Source organism: Kitasatospora sp. NPDC032121 (assembly GCF_055580145.1).
Genome location: NZ_JBVILX010000023.1, coordinates 14811 through 37263, shown reverse-complemented (window position 1 = coordinate 37263; position 22453 = coordinate 14811). Strand labels below are relative to the sequence as shown.

The 22453-nt window shown below is 72.1% G+C and carries 27 protein-coding genes and 2 pseudogenes; 13 read left to right on the top strand and 16 right to left on the bottom strand.

What is annotated here, in order from left to right:
- Positions 1-45: 45 nt before the first annotated feature.
- Positions 46-378, top strand: coding sequence for a hypothetical protein (locus ACZ5OX_RS34910; RefSeq protein WP_465635769.1), 333 nt, complete (start codon positions 46-48; stop codon positions 376-378).
- Positions 379-397: 19 nt separating this feature from the next.
- Here ACZ5OX_RS34910 and ACZ5OX_RS34905 read toward each other — a convergent pair.
- Positions 398-556 (bottom strand): annotated as a pseudogene (locus tag ACZ5OX_RS34905) (IS5/IS1182 family transposase); the annotation flags it as partial.
- A gap of 3 nt (positions 557-559) precedes the next feature.
- Here ACZ5OX_RS34905 and ACZ5OX_RS34900 point away from each other — a divergent pair.
- Positions 560-778 carry a transposase gene (locus ACZ5OX_RS34900; RefSeq protein ID WP_465635768.1) on the top strand — a complete coding sequence of 73 codons (219 nt, stop codon included), beginning with the start codon at positions 560-562 and terminating at the stop codon, positions 776-778.
- Between the two features lie 333 nt (positions 779-1111).
- On the opposite strand, the gene ACZ5OX_RS34895 is transcribed toward ACZ5OX_RS34900, so the two are convergent.
- Positions 1112-1735 carry an SMI1/KNR4 family protein gene (locus ACZ5OX_RS34895; RefSeq protein WP_465635766.1) on the bottom strand — a complete coding sequence of 208 codons (624 nt, stop codon included), beginning with the start codon at positions 1733-1735 and terminating at the stop codon, positions 1112-1114.
- Positions 1736-2100: 365 nt separating this feature from the next.
- Positions 2101-2595, bottom strand: a complete 495-nt coding sequence (locus ACZ5OX_RS34890; RefSeq protein WP_465635764.1) for a hypothetical protein — start codon at positions 2593-2595, stop codon at positions 2101-2103.
- 970 nt (positions 2596-3565) lie between these two features.
- On the opposite strand from ACZ5OX_RS34890, the gene ACZ5OX_RS34885 reads away from it, so the two are divergent.
- The 4 genes from ACZ5OX_RS34885 to ACZ5OX_RS34870 all read left to right on the top strand — a co-directional run bounded on the left by ACZ5OX_RS34885 (position 3566) and on the right by ACZ5OX_RS34870 (position 5438).
- Entirely contained in the window at positions 3566-4168 is a 603-nt protein-coding gene (locus ACZ5OX_RS34885) for a replication/maintenance protein RepL (RefSeq protein WP_465635763.1), read from the top strand.
- Complete coding sequence (locus ACZ5OX_RS34880) at positions 4162-4542, top strand: MarR family transcriptional regulator (RefSeq protein WP_465635761.1); 381 nt, start codon at positions 4162-4164, stop codon at positions 4540-4542. Before ACZ5OX_RS34885 ends, ACZ5OX_RS34880 begins: the two co-directional genes overlap by 7 nt.
- Positions 4543-4863: 321 nt before the next feature.
- Positions 4864-5145 (top strand): hypothetical protein, encoded by a 282-nt coding sequence (locus ACZ5OX_RS34875; RefSeq protein ID WP_465635759.1) that lies wholly within the window; start codon positions 4864-4866, stop codon positions 5143-5145.
- Positions 5142-5438, top strand: a complete 297-nt coding sequence (locus tag ACZ5OX_RS34870) for a hypothetical protein (RefSeq protein WP_465635758.1) — start codon at positions 5142-5144, stop codon at positions 5436-5438. The genes ACZ5OX_RS34875 and ACZ5OX_RS34870 overlap by 4 nt, the downstream gene beginning before the upstream one ends.
- Here the strand turns inward: ACZ5OX_RS34870 and ACZ5OX_RS34865 are convergent.
- The 3 genes from ACZ5OX_RS34865 to ACZ5OX_RS34855 all read right to left on the bottom strand — a co-directional run bounded on the left by ACZ5OX_RS34865 (position 5408) and on the right by ACZ5OX_RS34855 (position 9221).
- Positions 5408-6073, bottom strand: a complete 666-nt coding sequence (locus ACZ5OX_RS34865) for a hypothetical protein (RefSeq protein ID WP_465635756.1) — start codon at positions 6071-6073, stop codon at positions 5408-5410. The two genes, ACZ5OX_RS34870 and ACZ5OX_RS34865, sit on opposite strands and share 31 nt — an antisense overlap.
- 121 nt (positions 6074-6194) lie before the next feature.
- Positions 6195-6452 carry a hypothetical protein gene (locus ACZ5OX_RS34860; RefSeq protein WP_465635754.1) on the bottom strand — a complete coding sequence of 86 codons (258 nt, stop codon included), beginning with the start codon at positions 6450-6452 and terminating at the stop codon, positions 6195-6197.
- A gap of 21 nt (positions 6453-6473) precedes the next feature.
- The gene (locus tag ACZ5OX_RS34855) at positions 6474-9221 is read right to left on the bottom strand and encodes an ATP/GTP-binding protein (RefSeq protein ID WP_465635752.1); all 2748 of its coding nucleotides are present in this window, start codon (positions 9219-9221) and stop codon (positions 6474-6476) included.
- 154 nt (positions 9222-9375) lie between these two features.
- Between ACZ5OX_RS34855 and ACZ5OX_RS34850 the strand changes: the two genes are divergently transcribed.
- Positions 9376-9687, top strand: coding sequence for a hypothetical protein (locus ACZ5OX_RS34850; protein ID WP_465635750.1), 312 nt, complete (start codon positions 9376-9378; stop codon positions 9685-9687).
- Here the strand turns inward: ACZ5OX_RS34850 and ACZ5OX_RS34845 are convergent.
- Entirely contained in the window at positions 9651-11495 is a 1845-nt protein-coding gene (locus ACZ5OX_RS34845) for a zeta toxin family protein (protein WP_465635748.1), read from the bottom strand. The genes ACZ5OX_RS34850 and ACZ5OX_RS34845 overlap by 37 nt on opposite strands.
- Positions 11496-11607: 112 nt before the next feature.
- On the opposite strand from ACZ5OX_RS34845, the gene ACZ5OX_RS34840 reads away from it, so the two are divergent.
- On the top strand, positions 11608-12252 hold the full coding sequence (locus tag ACZ5OX_RS34840; RefSeq protein WP_465635746.1) for a hypothetical protein: 645 nt from the start codon (positions 11608-11610) through the stop codon (positions 12250-12252).
- A 92-nt stretch (positions 12253-12344) separates the two neighbouring features.
- Here ACZ5OX_RS34840 and ACZ5OX_RS34835 read toward each other — a convergent pair whose 3' ends face one another.
- Entirely contained in the window at positions 12345-12602 is a 258-nt protein-coding gene (locus ACZ5OX_RS34835; RefSeq protein ID WP_465635744.1) for a hypothetical protein, read from the bottom strand.
- Positions 12603-13034: 432 nt separating this feature from the next.
- On the opposite strand from ACZ5OX_RS34835, the gene ACZ5OX_RS34830 reads away from it, so the two are divergent.
- The 3 genes from ACZ5OX_RS34830 to ACZ5OX_RS34820 all read left to right on the top strand — a co-directional run bounded on the left by ACZ5OX_RS34830 (position 13035) and on the right by ACZ5OX_RS34820 (position 15570).
- Positions 13035-13361, top strand: coding sequence for a hypothetical protein (locus ACZ5OX_RS34830; protein ID WP_465635742.1), 327 nt, complete (start codon positions 13035-13037; stop codon positions 13359-13361).
- The gene (locus ACZ5OX_RS34825) at positions 13358-14983 is read left to right on the top strand and encodes an alpha/beta hydrolase (protein ID WP_465635740.1); all 1626 of its coding nucleotides are present in this window, start codon (positions 13358-13360) and stop codon (positions 14981-14983) included. Before ACZ5OX_RS34830 ends, ACZ5OX_RS34825 begins: the two co-directional genes overlap by 4 nt.
- 161 nt (positions 14984-15144) lie before the next feature.
- Positions 15145-15570, top strand: a complete 426-nt coding sequence (locus tag ACZ5OX_RS34820; RefSeq protein ID WP_465635739.1) for a hypothetical protein — start codon at positions 15145-15147, stop codon at positions 15568-15570.
- Here the strand turns inward: ACZ5OX_RS34820 and ACZ5OX_RS34815 are convergent.
- The 3 genes from ACZ5OX_RS34815 to ACZ5OX_RS34805 all read right to left on the bottom strand — a co-directional run bounded on the left by ACZ5OX_RS34815 (position 15567) and on the right by ACZ5OX_RS34805 (position 17268).
- Complete coding sequence (locus tag ACZ5OX_RS34815) at positions 15567-15932, bottom strand: hypothetical protein (RefSeq protein WP_465635737.1); 366 nt, start codon at positions 15930-15932, stop codon at positions 15567-15569. The genes ACZ5OX_RS34820 and ACZ5OX_RS34815 overlap by 4 nt on opposite strands.
- Positions 15933-15972: 40 nt before the next feature.
- Positions 15973-16491 (bottom strand): hypothetical protein, encoded by a 519-nt coding sequence (locus ACZ5OX_RS34810; protein WP_465635735.1) that lies wholly within the window; start codon positions 16489-16491, stop codon positions 15973-15975.
- A 303-nt stretch (positions 16492-16794) separates the two neighbouring features.
- Positions 16795-17268: a hypothetical protein gene (locus ACZ5OX_RS34805; RefSeq protein WP_465635733.1), complete on the bottom strand. Its 474-nt coding sequence runs from the start codon at positions 17266-17268 to the stop codon at positions 16795-16797.
- Between the two features lie 456 nt (positions 17269-17724).
- Here ACZ5OX_RS34805 and ACZ5OX_RS34800 point away from each other — a divergent pair, with 456 nt between their 5' ends.
- Positions 17725-18594 carry a hypothetical protein gene (locus ACZ5OX_RS34800; RefSeq protein WP_465635731.1) on the top strand — a complete coding sequence of 290 codons (870 nt, stop codon included), beginning with the start codon at positions 17725-17727 and terminating at the stop codon, positions 18592-18594.
- A gap of 72 nt (positions 18595-18666) precedes the next feature.
- Here ACZ5OX_RS34800 and ACZ5OX_RS34795 read toward each other — a convergent pair.
- The 5 genes and pseudogenes from ACZ5OX_RS34795 to ACZ5OX_RS34775 form a co-directional block, all read right to left on the bottom strand.
- Positions 18667-19188: pseudogene (locus ACZ5OX_RS34795) on the bottom strand (transposase); the annotation flags it as partial.
- A gap of 36 nt (positions 19189-19224) precedes the next feature.
- Positions 19225-19677 (bottom strand): hypothetical protein, encoded by a 453-nt coding sequence (locus ACZ5OX_RS34790; RefSeq protein WP_465635729.1) that lies wholly within the window; start codon positions 19675-19677, stop codon positions 19225-19227.
- Positions 19678-19837: 160 nt separating this feature from the next.
- Entirely contained in the window at positions 19838-20155 is a 318-nt protein-coding gene (locus ACZ5OX_RS34785) for a hypothetical protein (RefSeq protein WP_465635727.1), read from the bottom strand.
- Positions 20156-20561: 406 nt separating this feature from the next.
- On the bottom strand, positions 20562-20987 hold the full coding sequence (locus ACZ5OX_RS34780) for a hypothetical protein (protein WP_465635725.1): 426 nt from the start codon (positions 20985-20987) through the stop codon (positions 20562-20564).
- Positions 20984-21271: a hypothetical protein gene (locus tag ACZ5OX_RS34775; protein WP_465635723.1), complete on the bottom strand. Its 288-nt coding sequence runs from the start codon at positions 21269-21271 to the stop codon at positions 20984-20986. The genes ACZ5OX_RS34780 and ACZ5OX_RS34775 overlap by 4 nt, the downstream gene beginning before the upstream one ends.
- Positions 21272-22245: 974 nt before the next feature.
- Here ACZ5OX_RS34775 and ACZ5OX_RS34770 point away from each other — a divergent pair.
- Entirely contained in the window at positions 22246-22407 is a 162-nt protein-coding gene (locus ACZ5OX_RS34770) for a hypothetical protein (RefSeq protein WP_465635722.1), read from the top strand.
- The last annotated feature ends 46 nt before the right edge of the window (positions 22408-22453 follow it).

Sequence of the window (22453 nt, the reverse complement as noted above, 5' to 3'; positions counted from 1 at the left end):
CTGGACTTGGAAGTATAGCGGGATCCTCCACTGAAACATATTTCAGTGGAGGATCCCGTTCGCCTTGACGGCAACACCAACGGAACGGCGTTCTACTGCGCGCCCGGTGAGGACGGCGCCCACGAGAAGGGCGGGGTGGAGTACGAGGGCGGCCGGTTCCGCCGCAAGCACCTGGTCCCGCCTCCCGCGGTCGAGTCGCTGGCGGAACTGAACGAGCGGCTGGTCGCGATTGACATCGCGGAGGACGCCCGGCACATCCACGGCCGGCCGACCTCGATCGGAACGCCCTCCACGGCCGAGTACGCCACCGCCACGAACGGCCCAGCCCTGGCTCCCGCTCACGCTGAAGCAGTGGCTCTCAGAGGGCGTTTGAAGTGAGTGGATTGCCCTTTATGTTCTAGTAGGTTCCTCGCCAGGTTGGTGGGGTCTCGTCCGTTATGCGCTTGGTGAGGTTGTCGATCGAGGCGATGTGGATCATGGCTTCGGAGCTGGCCGGCAGGGTCTCGTAGTCGCGGGCCAACCGGCGGCGCTGCATGATCCACCCCAGACGGAGTTCTGGTTGCCCGTCGAGGCGGACGTCGGCAAGTCAGACGTCGAGGGCCAGACCCTGGCCGGCGGGATCCGACGCGACCGCGAAGCCGTTCTCGCGGCACTGAACACCACGCTCACCTCAGGAGCAGCCGAGGGAAACGTCACCAGGATCAAGCTACTGAAGAGGCAGATGTACGGCCGGGCCAACTTCGACCTTCTACGCCGTCGCATCCTCCTATCACCATGATCAAGCAGCCGAGACCCCTCAATCAGCGACAGAGCCCAAAAATTGAGCCAGAACCCGAAGTGCTGAACATGTGCGTTCTCGTGAACAAAGCCACCATCGCACCCGCGGGGGTCAGCCGGCGCAGTCCTTCCCGCGTAGGCGGGGAAGACGACCAGTGCACCGAGTGTCGGCAACGGGGAGACGACTAACCACGACGGCGGATCAAAAGCGGGTCACCCCGCGCTGGCGCAGCCGGCCACCGGCTGAGGCCCGCGGCGTTTCGCGGAGGCCGTCCTCGCCTCGGTCGCCGTCCCGCCGCCCGGGCCGGAATCCCGGTGCGCCGTCCCGACGGGACTACAGCACGACCCGCCAGCCGATGCGGTGGTGTCCGGGGGCGTGTCGGTGGGTGTCCGGGACGAAGTGGTGGAACGGCCGGCCGGTGGTCAGGCTGTCCGTCAGGGCCGTGAACATGTCTGTGAGGCCGGTGGCCCAGAGGCTGCCAGCGGCGTCGCCTGAGCCGAGGCCCATCTCGTAGACGTGCCCGTAGACGGGGCCGGGGAGGTGGTCCACGAAGAGCAGGCCCCCGTCGTTCGGCAGCGCGATGGGTACCCACCAGTGCGCGTGGCTGACTAGGACGCGCCAGTTCTCGGGGCCGAAGGTCTCCCCGGGGAGCACCTCGGCGAACTCCCGGTGGCGCGTGAGGATGTGCTCTGTGGGGATCAGCCGGTGTCCTAGCGGCAGGAAGGATCCCGCGGGGTACGTCTCCCCGTCGGGTGGCTGCGCGAGGCCGTCGTGCAGTTCGAGTAGGGCGCGCAGCTGGGGGTGCAGGGTGAAACCGAGTCCTTCCTCCAGGCGTGTGATCCGCCCGGCGTCGGCCGGCGGGCGCAGGGCCGCGTGGTCGTCGGGGGAATGGGCGGCCAGCCAGGCGCTGAAGTGCTGCCAGGCCGCGGTGAGAGCTGCGGTGTCAGTATCGGTCACACCGGGACCGTAGGACCGCGCACCGACAGACCGGTCGGGCGTCCCTCGGCTTTCCCCTGGTCGGGAGCAGAAGGAGTGAACAAAACCCGAGCCGCCGACGGCAGGGCGGCCCGGCACCGTCCGGGCCATCGACGTCGTCCGTGTCGGCCCCGCCCCTGCGCTGCGGCTCGGCGCTGCAGCGAGCGGCCTCGGCCTCAACACGTTCACCCTTGCCACGCAGATCAACCGGATCGAGCGAGAGCTCAGTGGACCACTGCTGGTGAGAGCCGAACGAGGACGGCTGATGACGCTGACTTCGCATGTCATGACCCCTGAAATTCGGTCGTCCGAACCCGGCACACCCAACCGCCCGAGGGTGCCGGCCGTCAGCGGGCGCCGATCACCAGCTGCTTGACCAGCCGCACCATGTGGGGTGCGGACAGACGGCCGCTCTCCGTCCCGACGGCGGAGCACATAGTGATCAGCAGCTGGACGAACGCCACCGATCGCACCGGCTCGTCGGCTTCCTCCCACACCAGGTGAGCCGCTCGGACACCGAGCTCTCGGTGAACGGCCAGCAGCTCCAGCACCATGGACGTCACCCGGTCCGGCGTCGCGGTCGCGGCCTGGCGCAGCCGGGCGACGCTGGCGTATTCGTCCAGCCGGCCGTAGACCGGGCGGCTGGAGAGCATCGCCAGGCAGACCAGGGCTCCCTCCCACAGGGCGTCTGTGCCCCGCTGGTCCAGGTCGTCGAGAAGGGCTCGGACGGCGGCGGGATCGCCGGTGCGTACGGCGGTGTCGGCAGCTTGGTCGATGAGGTCCTCGACGGACAAGGCCCCGGGGCTGGAGGGCGACTCGTGGTCGGGGGGATCGGCGTGCATGCCGTGACGGTACCTGTGCCGGTCTGCCGGCGCCGCCGCCCGACCTCCCCTTCGGTCTTCCCCACCCCAGGCCGGCGGGCCACCTGCCCTGCCGGCCCGGCCGGGAACGGGCGGCAACTGCGAGCCGACGCGGACCGCGGCAGCTTAGGTGGCTGGGCGCGGCGTGCTCCGCCCCCGCACCCGTGGCCAGCGCCCGGCGGCGCTGGACCCGCCTACCTTGCGGGGGGCTCCTCCCCCCGCGCCCCCCACCAGCCCTGCGCGGGCTGGACATGCGCTGCCGCCTGCCCTGCGCCGCCGGTCCGCCGTCAGGGCCGTGGCCGGCCCCGCCGTCGGCCCGTCACCGCACCGGACCGGGCCGTGGCCGGCCCGGCCACTGGGCAGTTGCCATCGAGAAGGCGGCCGGTGTCAGTGCCGGGTCGAAGCACCTGCCGCCTCGGTCTGCGCCAAGTACTTCGGCCTGCGCACCCACCGAGTGGTTGGCGACGCCACATCCCACTTGGCCTGCACTTTGTTGACCTTCGGGAGCTGTGAAGTGGCCTGTCGGGGTGTGGCGTGGCGGTGGTGGGCTGGGTGGGTGCGGAGGTAGGAGAAGGAGGGTGGCAGAGGTGTTGACGTTGGGTTCGGCGGAGGTCGGCGGGCCTTTTTATGTAAGAGGGTTTCCGGGTGATCATGCCTCTGAGCTGCAAACTTGGAAAATCAAAGGTATGGCTCCGTCGACATTTCGTGGTCTGGAGTGCCACTGGGAGCCGACATTCGGCGCCAATGTTTCGCAAAACTGCGAAACATTGGGTCTGTCCTGCCTGACGCCCACTCGCGGCCGTCGTGATCATCCGCCCAGGTCGGACCACCGGCCCGGCCACCGGCTCCCCGGCAGCCGCGACACGTGTTTCGCACCAACACGCAGAATCCTTCGCACTGCTGCGAAGGACGTGTAGCGTGACGCTGACACCATCAGCAAAGGATCACGGTCTTGGCACAGGCAGAGCGCGACACCACCCGCCGGCAACCTCCCGGGCGCACCCGCCAGCCGCGACTCCAGCCCGCAGGCCCCCAGCACCAGCGCGACCTCGCCGCAGAAATCGTCCGCGGCTACGCCGGAGACCTCCCCAACGGCGTCTACGAAGCCCGCACCCGCTTCTACCGCCGCGCCCCCCACGAAGTCCTCGGCGCCGACGGCTACGCCCTCCTCAGCCGCTACTTCGCCCGCTACGTTCTTCCCCAGGCCCTCATGTCCGGCGAGATGACGAAGCTCCAGTGCGCCGTGCTGTCGAACATCGTCGGCCGGGCCGAACGCGGCGTCTGCCACGCCATCCAGCGCGAGATCGCCGAAGAGATCGGCACCAGTCGCTCCAGTGTCAGCCCCGCCCTCAAGCACCTCGCCGCCCGCAACTACATCCGCAGCGTCGGCCGGGGAACCTGGCAGCTCAACCCCCTCATCGCGTACAAAGGCAACGGGGACGAGCAGCAGAGCTTCCTCGCCGAACTCCGGGCCCTCGCTCTGGAGAACGGATTCCCTGACATCATCGGACTGGAAGCCCTCCGGAACAGGGACAAGGAGTCGCCAGCATGCTGATGGTCACCGACCTGTTCGGGATGCTGCGGCGCCTCGAACTCACCCCCACCGCGACGAACGTCCTCTCCGTCATGGTCGAACGGCAGAACCCCGGCGGCGCCGTCCCCATCACCCAGCAGGACATCGCCGAAGAACTGCAGATCCTCCCCTCCGTCGTCAGCCGCGGCATGACCCTCCTCGTCGAACGCGGCCTCGTCCTGCGCAAGGGCTACCGCTACCGCCTCCACCCCGCCATCGCCGGCTACAGCTCCGAACTCGAGATGCAAGCCGCCATGGCCCGCGCCGCCCGCGAAGGCGTCCCACCCATCCTCATCCCCGACTACCAGGCCGCCCCGCCCAAGGCCGGCCGCTCCCGGCTCCGCGCGGTCGGCTGACCGCCAGGGCGCACACGGGGAGCACAGGGCACCTCAAGACGAGCCCGCGCAGCGGCACTACCAACTCCACCCCCGCCGCTTCTGGGAGGGCAGCAGCGCCGCCCAGTCCGCAGCTTGCCCCCCCCAGCTGAACGCGCCGCCCATCGCCCCGGATGACAAGGCCTGCGCAGTGACTGCACGGCGCGGTGAGAGCTACGTGGGCCGGACCGGCCGCAGCTCAGGCGTCCCCGGACGTCCCGGCATACGACCCGGGTACCGACCGACATCGCCGGAGGGGGACACTGGTACCGAGCCCGCCCGTACGAGATGCCCGGAGGACCTGTGAGCGCAGCGCCCCTGCACGGCCACCACGACGGCCAGCAGCCCATCCCGCGTACCCAGGACGCCGTCGCCGCCGCGCTCCCGCCCGCGCAGCGGATGGAGTTCTACCGGGAGATGGGGGAAGCCGACGTCGAGACGATCGGGGGCGTCCTGAAGCGCTGGTGGCTGCGTGCGGAGCTCTACCGCGACCCGGAGGGCGACCGCATCCATGCCGCCGTCCAGGCCGGCACCGCCGCCGGCACCTCCGCCTCCGCGCTCCTTCGCCGGCTCGGGGCCCAGTGAGCGACGACCACGACGAGTTCCCGGACGACCAGGACGACCCGGTCACCGTCTCCCCGGCCGTCGAGGAGTTCCTCGGCGACCCGGACACGCCCGCCGACGTGTTCTCCGCCGTCGTCGCCTTCCTCGTCGACCTCCGCGAGACCCCCTTCCCCCACCTGAGCATGCCCGTCCCCGGCCGACCCGGCATGCACTCCGCGCCCCTGCGCAGGGACCTGGGCCTGGTGGAGTACGCGGTGAACGAGGACTCGGATCCGCCGCGGATCTACGTCTCCCGGGTCTTGCGGGTCGACTGAGCAGATTGTTCTCGCTGTGCTGCGGGTCCGGGCCTCGGAAGGGAGCGGACCCGCGGTTCGTTGTCGGCTTGCAGGGCTGACGGTGGTGTCAGGGCGGTGAGCGTGTGCTCCAGGGCGGTGGACCAGGCTTTGAACTGGTGGGTCTGGGCGTAGAGGATCCGGGTGTCGCCGCTCCAGCGCAGGATCGGTTCGAGGGCGTTCCTGGCGAGGGGGAGTGCGGCGGCCGGGTCGGGGTGCTCGCAGTGGTAGAGCCTGCGGAGCGTGGTGACGGTGTGTTCGGCGATGAGTTGGGCGAGGACGCGTCGTTGCTTGTCGTCCCGGGGGTTGTTGCCGGGGGTGCCGAGAACGACGCGGATACGGACCCTGCTGGCGGTGGTGAGTTCCGCGGCGAGAGCGGCGAGGCCGGCCAGCGCCTCGTCCCGGGCGACGATCAGCCGGGCGGAGGCCAGGTCCTCGGGCGTTGTCCTCGCGCTGGCGCGGGCCATCGGCACCATGGCCTCGAACGAGAGCCGGGCCTCAGCCCTGAGCCGGGCCTCGGTTCTCGCCCAGGCCGCCGTGAGCCTCTCGTCGTCCAGCGTCTCCAGCAGACGCCGCAGTGCCTTGAGTGGATCGGTCGTGCCCTTTGTGGTGATCACGTGGTCCCTCCCCTGGTGGGGATGGATTCCCCGTGGAAGGCGGGGCACACATGGGGACGGAGCACAGGGAGACGGCCGTCCCGGGACGACCGGAGGACAGGGGCAGCGGCAGGTGGGCCTGCTATTTGGGGCCGGGCGCCCGGGCCGGGCGGTGTGGCTGCGGCAGGGTGAGCGTGATCTCGCGCTCGGGTGAGGTGAGGGTCACGGTGGCGTCGCCGCGGCCGATGGCCTGGTCGATCTTCTTGATCTCCGTCCAGGTGAAGCCCTGACGCCGATACTTGTTGCGCTGACTGGGCTTCATGTGACGGATGTCGTCTTTGCCGGCCGTGGTCATGCCGGGGTGCCAGGCGGCCGCCGGGCCGCTGGTCATCTTGCTCACTCTGCCTCCTTGCCGGGTCGGTCAGTGTGTGCCGTACACCAGCCCTTGCCGCCTGGTGACGAGAGAGCGCCACCGTGCGCGCACGGCGTCGGGGCCGTCGTACCAGCGGGCGTCGGAGGGGTACTGGAGGTCGCGGTCGGCCATGAAGTGGGCGATGTCGGTGTAGTAGGCGTAGTCGTGGCCGCGGGTGAGGTGGTCGAGGTCGCGGATCGCGGTGTCCAGTGCGTCGTTGTCGTCGAGGACGGCGTGGTGGAAGCACACGGCGAGGGCGAGGGTGGTGCGGGCGGCGCGCACGCCGGAGGCGCGGACCTCCGTGTCGAGGACGGTGGCGCGGTCGAGGAAGTCCTGGCCGCCGGTGCCGGCGTCGCGCAGGAGGGCGGCGATGCGAGTGGTGAGGGTGGTGGCGCGCAGGTCGAGGCCGGCCAGGAGCTGGGCGGCGAGGTCGAGGTCGTCGTCGGCAGCGGCCGGGTCGGTGAAGGCGCGGACGAAGGCGAGCTGCGCCTGGGAGGTCGCGCGTTCGCCGGCGACGGCGTGCTGCTCGGCGTCAGTGCGCGCGGCGAGGTAGGCGGCGGCGGCCTGGTCCATCTCGGCGTGGACCCACCACAGGTCGCCGAGGACGCGGTGCTGGCGTCCGGCCCAGCCGAGGTTCTGGGCGGCGGCGAGAGCGGCGGGGAAGTCGCCGTCGAGGCGGGCGAGGTGGGCCAGGCCCCGGCGGGCGGCGGGGGCGAGGCGGGTGTCACCGGCGGCGACCTGCTGCATGCCCTGCCGGGAGGCGCTGGTGCGGCCGAGGTCGCGGCGGGCCTTGGCCCGGTAGTACAGGGCCATGTCGGTCAGATCCGCCGGGAGCAGGCAGCTGTCGACGACGCGGGTGAGGCGGTCGGCGGTGCGGGTGCGGTGCTCGCGCTGGCGGGCGGCGAGCGCGCTGAGGGTTTCCACCAGGGCGTCGGCCGGGGTCTCCAGCGCCGCCACGGCACCGGCCGGGTCGTCGGCGGAGGCTTGCCCGGCGGGTGCGGGCGGGGCGAGGGGCTCCCAGACGGAGTCGGAGACGTAGGACCAGGCCGCGGCGGCGAGCCAGCCGAGGTCGAGGCGGTGGTCCCGGGCGAGGGCCAGACCTTGGCGCAGGCAGGCGACCAGAAGCGTCCGGCCACGACTGGTGCCGACGGCCCACTGGTCGCCGATCGCATCGAAGGCCCGGGCCGCGGCGCTCGCCCAGTCCTGGTCGGACCAGCGGTCGTCGGTGTGGTCGTCGGCCCGGCGGATCGTCGAGCGCACCACCGCATGCAGGTGGTAGGGCCACATGGCGAGCGGGTTTTCGCGGACGAAGGGCCGCTCAGCCAGGCGCAGGGCGGCAGCCTGGTGGGCCATGCCCGCGGCCGTGGCGGCGAGCGGGACATCGAAGGCGTCCAACAAGCTGACGGCGCGCAGGACGTGCCGTTCGTCGGGGGTGAGGTCCTGGAGGGTGCGGGCGACGAGGGCGGGGAAGTCGTGGTCGAAGTCAGCCGGCTCGGGGGTGCGGGTGCGGCGGATCTCCAGGAAGCGCAGCACGGCGAGGTCCAGGTACAGGGGCAGGCCGTGGGAGCGGGCGGTGATGACGCGGCGCAGGTCGTCGCCGATCAGGGGCCGGCCGTCGGCGGTGGTGAGGCGTCGGGCGAGGTAGTCCTCGCAGTCTTCGGGGCTGAAGTCGCCGATCAGGACCTGCCGGTCGGCCGCTGCCCGGGTGCCTGCCAGGACGGCTCCGGCGCCGTCTCCGGCCTCGGGGCGGGAGGCGTTCCGGGCGGAGGGGATGTGGGCGGCGAGCTGTGGCCAGGCCGCGGGCCCGGTGTAGTCGAGCTGCCCCTGCAGCGCCTCGTCGGCCCACTGCAGCCGGCTGCGGCCGGTGACGATGAACTGGACGTTCGGCATCAACCACACCACGCGCTGGATCAGGCGCTCCAGGTCACGGTTGGTGCGGTCCCCGGTGTCCTCGAAGGTGTCCAGCAGTACCACCGGCACGACCGCCTGCTTCGCGGGCAGCCGGTGGACCTCGTAGGCGAGCAGGTGCGGATAGAAGGAGAGCGCCTCCAGGTCCGGCTCCGCCTCCAGCAGGTCCGCCAGCCGCGGACAGCCGGCCAGCGCCCGGGTAGTGGTGCGGCGCTCGCGTACCGCCCGCACGACGGCCGTGGCGACCTGCCCGACCGCGGAGCCGACCATGCCGGGCAGCGCGAGCTCCTCGGCGGCCTTCGACAGCGCGGCCTGCACCTGGCCGGGCAGCGCCTTCGCGAAGCGGCTCACCAGCCCGGCACGGCGCAGGTACTCCTCCAGGCTCTCGCCGGGGTGGTTGTGCTCCCAGTATCGGCCCAGCGCAAGGTCGAACGCGGGCAGGGCGCGGTCCAGGCCAGCGAGCGCCAGGCGCAGGGTGAGGACGAGGCGTTCGAAGTCCGTCCCGGCGGAACGGGAGAGGTCAATGCGTACCGGCAGCAGCCGCGGCGCCTGCGGCCAGGTGGGCTCGCCCCATTGCGCGGGCCGGTGCTCGGTCGCGGTGAGCGCGGCCTCCAGCTTCCGCGACAGCGTGGTCTTGCCGACGCCGCCGATGCCGTGGAACACGAGGATGTTGCGCCGGGCCGTCTCCAGGTCCTGGACGTCGAAGCCGTCAGCGGTCACGTGGGCCAGGTGCTCGGCGAGCGCGGCCGCGACCTGCGCCCACTGGCTCTCCCGGTTGGTGAACGCCTCCTCGGTGCCCAGGCTCCGGTCATTCGAACCGAACAGCGCCCTCAGATCCCGCCCCGTCATCGACGACTCCCCCTCCGCACAGACCTGACCAGGCATCAACCTACGCCCTTACGGGCCGCGCCGGCCGGGCGCAGGCACAACCAAGCGGGGACCGTAGGCTCCGTCCTGTCAGAACGCGCTGGCCTGCGCATCTTCGAGAACGAGGCGGTTTGCTGTGCACGACCCTGAACCCCCTGCCCACCTGGCCAGCGCGGGCGCCGGCCCCGGCACACCGGACAGCACCGGGCGAGACGGTGCTCGCCGCCGGATCGCGGAAAAGATCGAGGAAGTCGCGGCCTGGTACACCGAGCAGATCCATGCCGAGCGTCGGCGCCCCGTGGCCGACCCCGAGCGCGTCGAGCGGCTGCTGGCCGAGCGTGCCGCCAGCACCAAGGCGCTGCGCGACCTGCCGGAGATGACCGGGGCGGAGCTGGAGCGGATCGAGGCCCTTTACGACGCCAGGCTCAGCGAGATCACCGGGGCGTAGGAGCGCGGCGCCGGGAGCGCCACGGGCGGGGTGAAGGCGAGCCGACCGGGCTGGAGTGCGGGCGGCAGCAGAGGCCAGGCGAGGCGGGTGATCGCGTCGATGTCCCGCCGGTACTGCGGCAGCGCCATGCGCAGCTCGCGCTGGTGGGCGAGGAATCGGTGGGCCTCCTGCTCGGTGTAGGGCCGCACCTGCCCCGCCCGGACGGCGAGTGCGGCACCGCCCGGACCGGCCCACCGGCTGTCGGGGCCGAGCGTGTTGCGGAAGACGGCGGTTCCGTCGCGTCTCACCACGCTGAGGTGGTCGACCAGGTGCTGCTCCTCGACGGCCTGAACGCAGTCCAGTACCGCCGCGAGGCACCGGTCGTGTCCGGTGGCGGTGGTGAACCGGCCCGGCCGGGTGCCGCACCGGCTGACCTCGGCGTAGCGCAGGGCGGTGCCCTGGCGGCTGTCAGCCGCGCGGACGTCCAGGACCAGCAGCTCGACGCGGTACCCGGTCCGGCGCCACGCGGCGGCGTCGTCGAGGAAGGAGGCCGCGCTGCCGGGGGCGATCTCGATCACCGCGTCCGCGCGCCGCTGGCGCACGTACGCCTCGGCCCGGGCCTGCCACGCCTTGTAGTCCGCGCGGATCCGGGCCGAGGCGGTGCGCGGGTGCTCGCGCAGCAGCCGGAAGTAGTCGGGATGGGCCGCCTTGAACAGCTCGCCCGCGATCCACACCGGCCGCCGTGCGCGCAGTGCTCGGCGCACCATCATCGTCGCCTGGGTCTTGCCCGCTCCGGGTGCCCCCATGACGTACACGACCACGGGCCGCTCCTGCGCCACGATCTCCCCGAGGTCGGGGACGATCAGGGTCTCGAAGGTCCACTCGTGCTCGTCAGCGGACAGCCGGTGGTAGTCGACGCCGGGCGGCCCGTCGATCGGCTGGGCGGGTCGCCGCACCGGCTCGGCCAGCGCGGCGACCCGCTCCGCATTCCGTACGACGGCCAGCACCTGGTCTGCGGGCAGCCGTGCCTCCGCCCGCACCAGAGCGCGTTCGGCACCGGACAGCGCCCGGCGGAAGGACGCGGTCTCCACGGCGTCCCACCATCGGGCCCGCTCGGCCTCCACCGCTCGGGCCGCGCCGCGCGGCCGTGCCCACGTCCCGTCGACGAGCTCGTTGCCGTACAGGGGCTCCAGGCCGCGCCGCACGACGGTGACGCGGTCGACCAGGTGCTCGGACTCCAGCACGCCCAGGGTCCGGCTCAGCTGGCGGGCGCACTCGTCGTGGTTGGCCCACGACACGTACCGCCCGGCCCCGTCGCCGTCTCCGAGGTAGCGCTCCAGCACGCCGAGCTGACTCCACGCCAGGGCGCACGCCACGGCGACCACCTCGATCTGGTACCCGGCCGCCCGGTACGCCAGCGCCTGGGCACGGGCCTCGTCGGGGTCGGCGAGGGCAGTCTCCACGAGCGCGTCCAGACGGCGGGCGCGCACGTGTTCCTCCACGGCGGCCTGCCAGCGGCGGGTGTCCGGCCGGACGAGGACACCGGCGGTGCGCACGTCCTTCCCCAGCAGCGCCTCGTAGTGCCGGTGCGCGGCCTTGTAGAGGTCGGCGCCGACGCGTACGGCGCCGCCGCGCAGATCGAGCACTGGCATCAGCAGATCGCCCAGGGTGGTCTTCCCGCTGCCGGGCGGGCCTGCCACGAGCAGCACCACCGGCTGCTTCTGCGGCACGGCGTTGCGGGTCCAGGACGGCAGGATGACGCCGCTCAGGACGGTGCCGTGCTCGGCATCGGACAGGTCCGTCGTGCCAGCGTCCCGCTTCTCGTGCACTACCGCTCCCGTTTCGCGCTCGGCATGCGGCAGCACACCACTGAATCCAATGGGACAACTTCAATAATGATTCGCGGTGACGTGGTCGTCAAATGACAACTACAGTTGCCCCATGGATGAACCGGAAACCGAGCCCCCCACGGCCGAACAGGCAGAGCTGATCCGCGCGGTCGGGCAACTGGCCCAGGACTGGATCCGAACGCGGAACCCAGCGACCAACGATTCCCACGCCGGCGAGCTTCGCCTCCTGGCCGTACTCAAGCAGATCGACGAGGCTTGCCAGGCCGCCGCCGCCCAGGCCGCCGTCGCCGCGCTCCAACAAGGCGCGGATTTCGAAGACCTCGGCCAGGCCTGGGGATTCAGCTGGCAGGCCGCCTCCAAACGCTGGGGCCACCTCGCCCGCGGCGAGCACGTCGCGGTGGTCATCTCCCGCCGCAACCGCGTCCACCGCGACGGCTACGGGGAAGTCGGCGGCGAGGAACAGTACGACGCGGACCGCGGAGCCTGGCCCGTCGGCGAGGAAGTCCGCCGCAAGGCCCGCTACGCCGTGATCGCCGTCGACGGCATCGTCCAGCGCGTCTACGAGATCACCGACGGCTGGGAACCCGACCAGAGCTCGCCGAAGTGGCACTTCAGGGGCAAGCTCCTCAACGACCCCGAGATCGCCGCCGCACACGACGCCGGCGACCTCCCCCTCACACCCGGCGACTCCTGCCCGACCCAGCGCGGCCGGGCCTACCGGCCGCACTGGTTCTGACCGGACAGGACCTGGGCGCGCGCCGGGCCCCTGCTTGGCATGTCTGCACCCGAAAATGACGAGCCGCGCTTCTCGTAGTACGGGACAGGCGGCTACCGCCCCGGTGCGGCACCGTCGATCGCGGCCAGCAGCCGGGCATGGACGGCGCCGGCCGCCTCCCGGGTCGCCGGGTCCTCGCTCTTCAGCTGGGGCACGATCAACTCGGCGGCCGCGGCGAGGACCGGCACCGGGACGGTCGCCTCGCGCAGGTGGAGAAGCTGGGAGGCGGCGCGCTCGCCGGGGGTGGCCTGGGCGCGGGCGTCGGGGATCAGAGAGGTGAGGCCCCGGGGCAGGGGCTGGGTGCTGGTCACCCGGTCATTCTCCCGCGCCCCGGGCGTAAGTGATCACCACGGCCGGTCGTCGGGTTCCTCGTCGGGCAGGGGGCCGTGGTGGTGTCGGGTGATGGCCTCGATCAGCGCTTGGCGAGTTCGCCGATCGCGCTCTGCCAGGGGCCAGTTGTCCGAACATGCTGCCCACCAGCTCGTCGACGGCGTCTGCCGGGTTGGTTCCGAAGGAGCGCGCTTTGGTGGCGTCTCGCCGAGGACGTCCTCGTCGTCCAGGCCGTCGAAGGCGTCGCTCCACGGATCGGCCCGCTGGGTGGGCGGGTTCTTCCCGAGCCGGGGGTGTTCGTGGGTGCGGCCCGTAGCATCTGAGTATCTGTACGGATGCGTAGCGCACACAGCAGGTCTAGCGTCCTGCGGGGGAGTGGGACTAGGCGTCCATCTTCGGGGAGGGGAACCCACATGGGTGACAACGCCACTGGCAGGATTGCAGTTCAGCCGACGGACCTGCGGGCCTCCGCAGGTATCGCGAAGGGTCTGGGGGAGGAACTGGGCACGCCTGTCCAGAACGCGGTGACCGCCAGCGAGACCGTCTCCGGCCAGCTCGCCGGCTGGTCGATCGCCGGCGGACTGGCGCAGTTGGGCACCGGCTGGTCCCAGCCGCTCGGTGACCTGCGTCAGCGCCTCGCGGACACCGCGGCCAACCTGAACGCCAACGCCACGGCCCATGAGCACAAAGACCGCGCGATCGCCGGTGCGTGGGCCGTCGCACCGCAGGGGGACAAGTGAGCCTCTACGAACTCCTGACGAGGTTCGACCCGCACGGCCTGCATGACGCGGCGAAGGCCTGGACGGCACTGGGTCACGCCGGGGAGAGCATCGGCCAGCGGCATCGTAGCCAGGTCACCGGACCGCTGGCCGGCACCTGGGAGGGGGACGATGCGAAGGCCGCGCTCTCGTACATGGCGAAGACGGAGCAGCAGCTGAACATCGTCAAGATGGAGGCGGACGCTGCGGCTCGGGTGCTCACCACCGTCGCCGACCGGATCTACCAGGCGCAGACCAACCTCACCAACGCCGTGAACCGCGCGGTGGACGCCGGCCTGAACGTGTCTGCCGACGGTGTCGTCAGCCTCCCGCCCGAAGGAAAGGGGGAACACAACGACCCGGAGGCACAGAAAGCACGGCAGCAGCTCGGTTCGGAGGTGAAGGGCTTCCAGGACCGGATCAACACCGCGCTGAAGGACGCCCAGACGGCGAGCGATCAGGGCAACACGGCGCTGGGTCGGCTCAGCTCTAATGCCCTTGACCCGACCCGGGTGAACGGCGCACTCGCCGGGGCCAAGAATGCTGCCGCCGCCGCGATGCAGGACCTGGGCCTGGTCGACCCATACATCCCGGACGGCAAGGACCCGGAGAAGTCCGCCGCGTGGTGGAAGGGGCTCACCCCGGAACAGCAGGAGGCCTACCTGGCCCTGCACCCCGACAAGATCGGTAGGCTCGACGGTCTTCCCGCGACTGTCCGAGACGAGGCGAACCGCCTGGTGCTCGACGAGAAGCTGGACGCCTACCGGACAGGGAAGCCCACCGACTTCGGCATCGACGAAGACGAGTACAAGTCGCGGATCGCTGCCATGGAGGAGATCCAGAAGAAGCTGACGGCGTCCGACGGGAACGTGGAGCCACACCGGATGTTCCTGCTCGGACTCGACCCCGAGGCACACAACGGCCGAGCCATCGTTGCCACGGGCAACCCCGACAAAGCCCAGCACACGGCGGTCTTCGTACCGGGTACCGGGACCGTTTTCGCCGGAGTACCGGGGCAGATGGACCACATCCGGCGACTCCAGAAGGCCGCCGAGGACGAATCCGACGGCCAGAACGTCGCCGTCGTCTCGTGGCTGGGCTACGAGACACCGAACTGGCTGGACGGCTCGGTAGCCGAGGGGGACCGCGGAGATGCCGGGGCACCCCTGCTGCGTAACTTCACCAAGGGCCTGCGGGTGGCCGAGGGCGAGAACGGCACCTGCTCGCATCTGACCTTGATGGGGCACAGCTACGGCAGCTACGTCGTCGGGGTGGCCGCACGCGACGGCGGGGCGAACGCCAACGACCTCCTCGCGCTCGGCAGCCCTGGCATGGGAGTGCGAGGCGCGTGGCAGCTCAACGTCGACCCGAAGCACGTCTGGGTCGGCACGGCCAAGGACGACTTCATCCAGATGGTCACCGGCACCGTTCTCGGCGACAGTCCCCAGTACAGGGACTTCGACGCGCAACGCATCCAGATCGATACCAGCGGACACGGCGGCTACTGGGACATGGGCCCCAACGGGGCAAGCGAAAGCCTCAACAACCAGGGACGCATCATCGCGGGCCGCCCGCCGACGCTCGCCCCCACAGTCCCGCACTGACCCCGCAACCAGTCCACCCAACCGCCGACCGGCGACTCAGGAGCACCATGGCTGCCAGCGTATCCCGCACCCCCCGGTGGTTCACCGCCACCGCGCTCCTGCTCACGGTACTCAGCGGATGCTCGTCCGCCCATCCCGCCGACAGGAGTGACACACCACCCGTGAAATCCAAGGCCGACGCTCAAGCCTGGGCGCACCAGATCACCGAGCACATGGCCCAGACCGCCGGAATCCAGACCGACACGTCGACCATCGACGCGCTCTTCACCCCCTGCACCGGCAAGAACGGCGAAACCGCCTCCGACGACCGGTACATCCTGATGTACAGCGTCAAGAGCACGGTGCCGCGTGCGCAGCACCCGGACGTGGTCAGGAAGGTCCGCGACATGCTGGTCCGCGAAGGCCTGACGGTGAAGGGCTACCGCGAGACCGTGGACGGCAACCCGGACGCGCTCGTCGACGCCTTCCACCCCAGCAGCCGCTACTCCGCGACAGCGTCCACGTCGGGCACCGCGGACCGCATGTACCTGCGGGTCATCACCCCCTGCCTACTCCCTCCCCCTGAAGAACCGTCCCCTACGTCCTAACGCCAGCCACCGCGGAGGAAGGTCCGAGAACGGCGAGGCCCCACCAGCCAGGGCGGCCTCGCCGCTTCAGCAAGCGGGGCGAAGGCGATCCCGCCGTCCGGTGACGAGAGCGCGCCACCGCTCCCAGACGGCCTGGTCGCCTCGCGCAGGTGGAGAAGCTGGGAGGCGGCGCGCTCGCCGGGGGTGGCCTGGGCACGGGCGTCGGGTTCCTCGTCGGGCAAGGGGTCGTGGTGGTGCCGGGTGATGGCCTCCAGCAGCGTGGCGCGGGCCCGACGCCAGCGGACGTCCTTGGTGCGGCTGGCGTTGGCGGCCGGTGACCACGGCGGCGGAGTGCGGGGCGTCCGGACGGTGTCGGCCAGCACCCGTGCGGTGCCGGCCCGAGCGCCCGGCGCCTGGTCGTGCTCACCCGGCCAAGCCGGTGGCGGTGGTGGCGGCGCGGCCGGCGGCGGTGGCGGCGTCCAGCTCGTCGGCGAGCAGGGTGAGTTCGCGCGGCAGGTCGCCGAGCACGCAGGACGGCATGGCGGCCGCGAGCGCGCACACCGCGACCAGCGGCATCCGCTCGCCCGGCGCGAGGTCGGGCAGGGCGCCGGTGTAGGTGGCGCCGAGCAGCACGTCCGCGCCGAGCGAGTAGCGCAGTTCCTCGGCCAGCTGGCCGTCACCGCCCGGGACCACCTCCTGGTGGCTGGCCCGCTCGATCCCCGCGGCCGCGTGCTCCAGGGCCAGGGTGTGGCGCTCGTCCTCCTGGCGGCTGGCCAGCTCGCGCACCCACGCGGCTGCGGCCTCCCCGGCGTCGCGGCCCCGGTGGAGCGCCGCCAGCTCGACGGGGCCGGGCACCTGCTCGTCGGACCCGGAGGCGGGCTCGTCCTCGGCACGGTCGGTCGGGAAGGGCAGCGGCGGCCAGTTCAGCGGGGAAGTCGTCATACCGGTGCAACCGCCTGCCGGACCGGACGGTCACGGGTGTGGCACCGCGGGTGCGGCCACCCCCGTTACACCCGCGGTGCCGCGACCGCGGCGGCCCGCGCAACCGCCGGCCGCTACAGTGCGGTCCGGATGCGCGAGGGCGGGCGCGGGGCAGGGGCGTGGAGTGCGACGCCGCAGGTGGGGGCGGTGCGACGGGGATCGCAGCCGCGGGCGCCGCAGGCCTTCGCCGGACAGCCGGCCGGGTCGGTTGCGCCCCGCGCCGACCGGCACCTGCCCGGCGAGGCCATGCCGGGCAGGTGCGGTTCATCCGGTGGCGTCGGCGGTGTGGATGGCCCGGACGTCGTCGATGGTGGTGTTCATGAGGCGGCACAGCCGCGGCAGGGCGTCGGTGCCGGTGACCACCGCGACCGGGAAGGCGGTGGCGACGGCGGCGAGGGTGGCCAGCGCCACCGCCTCGGCCGGGTCCAGGTCCGGCCCGTCGGCCAGGCCGGTCGGACCGAGCAGCACATAGGCGGTGAGACGGTGGCGGACGTCCTCGCCGATGCCGCCCGGCTCACGGTCGGCGGGGTCGGGTCCGGTGCCGAAGGCGGTGAGCGCGGCGGCGAAGTCCTCGAGCGCGGCACGGTGTCCGGCGTTCTCCTGGCGCCGGGCGAGGTCGCGCACCCACAGCGCGGCCCGCGCCGCGGTGAGCCGGGCGCCGATCAGCGCGGTGCGCTCGTCGAGGACCCCAGGCTGTCCGAGGCCGCCTCCGGGGTCGGCCTGGTCGGGAAGGGACACCCCTGCCGCACCCGGCCCCGCTGCACCGGAGCCGTGCCGCACCGCGGCGTGTTGCGAATGCGCAGCGGGACAACCTGCACGCGGAGCCGTAGCCGGGTGGCTGTTTCGTTGCCGCAACGCAACCCCTCGTCTTGACGGGACGTCCGTCAGCGTCGGGTTTCGTGGCGGCAACGGAACCCGGAGGGTCGTGGTTCCCCGTCGACTCGCACGCGCATGGGGGGCCGCGGGCCGCACCCTAGGTGTTTCGTTGCCATGCAACGAAACACCTAGGGTGTGCGAGTGACTGTGGACCAGCCGATGCTTGTTGACCTGCCCGTATGTGCCCCGGTGTGTCTGGAGTGCGGGCGCGCGCTCCAGGTCGCCGGGACGGGTCGGCCGGCCCGGTATTGCGGAGCGACGTGCCGCTCGGCTGCCCACCGCCGACGCAGGGCCGAGGCGGCGACACCTCCGGAGGAGATGCCGAAGCCGACGGCATCGGAGCGCCGCGGCCGGCTGCTGGAACTCTCCGCAGCCGTCCAGGACGCCACCGGCGTCCTGACCGGCGCCCTCGATGACGGAGCCGCCGAAGCAGCCGACCTCGCACTCCGGGCGCTGAGCGCCGCTACTGCTCACTTGCTGGAACAGGCGGCCCTCGAACGGGCGTCCTGCAACGAAACCCCGGACCGCGACGGCCCCGAGGCCGACCAGGCGGCTGTGCGGGCCGAGGGCGCCGACGGGCTGTTCCGTGGCGGAAACGAAACCCCCGCGCATCCCGGTACGTCGCAGTCGGCCGGGTTCCGTGACGGCAACGAAACCAAGACCGCCGATGCCCTCCGACCGCAGACCGTACCGTCGCAGCCCTCAGTTCAGCGCGGCGAAGAGGAAGCGCCCCCTGCCGCGCTTGAAGGGAACGCCACGGTCGACGGGACGACGGGGACCCAGCTACGCGACCTCGTCGACCGGCGCCTGGCCCAGCAGGATGCGACCGGCCCTGTCCCGGCAGCGCCCGAGCTCCCGGAGCCGCCCATGGCCGAGGTCACCGTCCCGGCCGACCCGATGCTGCGCCGCCTGCCCACCACCGACGTCGCCGTCGTCCTGGACCCCCGGCTGTTCGGCGACTGGTGGACGCTGGCCGGATGGACCGTCAACCCGGACGTCTACCTGGTGCTGGGCGAGGGCCACCAGGTCGGCTGGACCGAACGCGGCCTGCCCGGCCTCGGCGACCGGTGGGTGGCGGTGTACGGGAACTACTTCATCGGCGACCCGGCGACGCACGAGGCGATGCTCCACGACACCCCCGAGCAGGCCGCCCGCACCGTCCAGCTCGCCTACCTCCACAACCTGTGACCGCTCCGGATCGGGCGATCCCGCAGCCGGCTTCCCCAACAGCCGAAGGCTAGATGACTGACGCCAAGGGGTTCAGTGGTCGTACGCGGTAAGGGAGCGCATGATGGGCTGACCGGTCTGGTCGTTGTGCCAGATCGCGGCGGTCAGCGCGAGGATCCGCTGGAGGACGCGGACCATGACGCCGCCGGGCGTGCGGCCCTGGTGTCGTTCGAGGTCGAGCTGGCCCTTGAAGGTGTCGTTGACCGACTCGATGATCTGCCGCAACGGCTTGAACAGCTGCGATCCGGTTCGCGTGGCCTCGCCCTTGCGGGCAGGCCGCAGGAGCCGGATCTCCATCTCGGCGAGCTCGCGCTCGAACGCGGCGCCGAAGTAGTTCTTGTCTCCGATCAGGGTCTGGCCGCGCCGGGCGGCCACGAGGGCGGTCTCGGTGTCCAGGATGTCCAGCAGGGTGGTGCGCTCGTCGGCCTTGGCGCCTGTCAGCGCGAAGGCGACGGGCAGGCCGTGCAGGGTGCACGTCAGGTGCAACCGCAGGCCCCAGAAGAACCGCGAGTGGCTGGCGCAGTAGCCGTACTCGGCCCATCCGGCCAGGTCGGAGCCTGGGCCCGCCGGATGAGCTGAGCGCCGGATTCTTCATCGCCGAGTACGGCGATCGAGGTCGACCTGACGACCCGCAGCGTCCGGCGCGGTGTCAGCCGGCGGCGCGGGCAGGACGGGCCGGCCGGGCCGTGCGTCGTGCGCGCAGACCTGGCGGCGGGCTACGGTCTCGGCGATCTGCCGGGCGATCCGCTCGTCTTGGTCGCCGGTGTCGGGCAGGCGCGTGAGCAACTGGGCGGCCCAGGTGCCGAGGGCGTCGGCGGCGGCCCCCGGGGCCACGCAGGCCCGGCCCCGCGGGCCGCGCGCGTTGACGTCGGTCAGCAGCGCGCCGCTGCTGCGCAGGACGGCGGCGTCGTCCAGCGCCCGGGCGGCGTCGCGCACGACGTCGGCGCGGTGGTGCTGCCGCTGGTGGGCGGCGCCGGCCCAGGCGGCGACGTCGTCGTGCGGGTCGCCGCGGGCGGTATCGGTAGCGGCGCACCCCTCCCGCACGCAGGTCCACCGGGACCAGTCGCCCCGGCTCTCGACGCGGTAGCCCCTGCTGCTCGCTGGTGTCGGTTCATCAGGGCGGGCCCGGACGACGGCCCGTCGTCGCCGCCCTGGTCATGCTCGCCGCGCCCGCGGCGGCGGCCCGGTCTGCCGGGGCCGGCCCTCAGCGGGGCAGCAGGCTGTAGAGGCCCCACCCGATGAGGACCAGCACCACGAAGAGGCTGGCCGCGAAACCGGTCTGGCCGGGGGGCTTCGGGTGGGGCAGGGGGGCGGGGTACCCCATCGGGTACCCCGCCCGCCCGCCCCTGTCGTCGGGGCCGATCTCCTCGGCGGTGAGCGCCCGGACCTCGTCGCCCTCGGGCGTGCGGCCGTGGTGGACGGCCGCGATGTGGGCGCGCTGCTCGTCGAGCGCCTGGAACTCGTGGCGGTGCTTACTGACGGTCCGGCAGACGCCGCACAGGTAGCGGTAGCGCCAGGTCATCGATGTACTCCGTTCGGTAGTCGCTCCGAGGATGGCACGTCGGGCCGGGCGCGCGGGGCCGGATCACCGCTTCCAGGCAGGACGACGGCCGCCGGTCGTCCCGTGCCGAGCCCCGCCGCCCCGGTGACGCTGCGCGCTCACCGGCCCGCGCCGCGTGCCGTTCCCGGGGCCCGAGGCGCGCGTACGCGAGGAGATACACCCTGCGTAGCCGGATCGGCCCGCCCCGGCCCAGCCGGGCCTGGCCGCGATGACCGGGAGTGGGAGCAGCGCCTGGTCGAGCCGGAGGAGCTGGGCGGCGGCGCGCTGGCCGGAGGTGGGCCGGGGGAGGTGAGGCCGCAGCGGAGCTGACCGGTCATCGGACTGTTCTCCCGGCTCCGGCGTGGCCCCGACCACGTCCCGGGCCGGTTCAGGCACCGCTGCCCGTCGGTGCCGGGTGCTGTCGGGCGGTGGTGAAGTCCCAGTCTGGGCGGCCGGTGGATTGCCGGACGAAGTCCCGCAGCTCCACCAGGGTGCGGGCCGCCACGATCCCCTCGGTGCGCCGCCACATGGTGACCTCGTCGGAGGTGAGGCCGGTCAGCACGTGCATCGCCAGCTCGATCTTCAGGTAGCGCAGGAACGCCTCGTCCGCCGCGCCCTCGAACACGAACGCGCGATCGGTGGCCCGGTTCAGCCGCCTGCGGGACCGCTCGTGCCGGCACCGCTGCCACCACCCGGCGTCCTCACCCGGCGCGGGCCGCTTCTCCCGCAGACAACGGACGAGTCGGTCGACGGCGTACTTGCGGGCCAGCTCGTCCGGTGCCGCCGTCGGCGCCGCGTTCTCCGTCTGGCTCACGGCCGGGCCTCGGACGCAGCCGGCCGCGCCGCGGCGGCGAGGGCGAGGGCCTGGTCGATGGCCTCGCACAGCAGCGCCAGGTCGCCGGCGATGTCGTTGAGGACGACCCGTGGAGCGGACACGGCGGTGAAGCCGACCGCGAGCAGCGCGATGCGCTCGGCGGCGGTCAGCTCCGGGTGGTGCTCGGCCAGGGTGCTGCCGCACAGCACGTAGGCGTCCAGGGCGTAGCGCAGTTCCTCGGTCGGCTCGCCCTCGCTGCCGGGGATGATCTCGCGGCGCAGCACCTGCTCGACGGCGTCGGCGTACCGCTCCAGGACCTGCCGGTTATCGGCGTGCTGCTGCCGGGCGGCGAGGACGCGGATCCAGTCGGCGGCTTGCCGCCCCGTGACGGCGGCCCGGGCAAGGGCGTCGCGCTCGGCTCCTCGACGTCGAGGGCCAGGCCGAGGCCGCCGCCTGCCGCGCCCGTGAGCAGGCCGGCCTGCACCCGCTGCGAGGTGAAGCTCACCGACACGGAGCGGGACCGGGCCCGTTGGGGCGAGCGGGTGTGCACGGCCTGCCAGGCGGAGGAGTCCGACCGGAAACGGGCCCAGCTTGCCGCCGAGGCCGAAGCCGCGGCCGTCGCGGCCGCCAGGGCGAGGAACACTGGTTGCCCCTGGTGGCGTCGCTCCTGACCTTGGGCGGTGCTGCAACGCGCCGGGCCGCCGTCCGTGGCGGTGCGAGGGTTTGACCGATGTTGGTCGGTTGTCTTGCCACCTGGAGGTGGTGTTGGCAACGGGGGCGCGTCGTGGGACAGGGGGCGACGGGTGCTGGCAGCAGGGCGGCCCGGGGTGTGCGAGGCCGTTCCGCCCGGGGGCCGCCCGCTGAGCACCGAAGATTGCGTTTCGTTGACCTTGCGGGCGGACGTTGCCGGGCGATATGGAACGAACGAGCCACGATCCGGAGCTGTTTACGCCTTTGTTTGACGCAATTCTTTCGCTTCTGATCGCTTTGTTCGAATGATTTTCCGTCGGGTGGCAACTAAGAAGATCAGCCGTTAACGCGGTGGGGTGATCGCGTTGTAATCTCGCGAATGCGGAGAGCCCCGGCGGCCTGAGAAACCGTTGTGCCGGGGCTCTACGCGACAACATCACTCACTGATCAAGGAGCTCTCGTGAGTCCTGACCCGATTCGCTACCTGGTCGCCTTCCGGCGGCCCGGCCGTGATCTCGAAGCTAACATGCCTCCGCTGACGGGCGGGGAAACCCCGCCCGCTGTTGCCATGTGGGTACACCTGCGCGGCGGCCTTCTCGTGGCCGTTCCGGGGGCGATCACTGCCCTGTTCGCGGGGACCGCCCCCGGGCTGGGGATGTCGGTCCTGCTCTACGCCGCAGGCCGCGTCGCCAACGCCTCCCGCGTCAGCTACCTGCGCCGTCGCGCCTGACGCCCCGCTGCCGTTCGGCACCACCAGGCCAGCCCTGGCGGCGCCG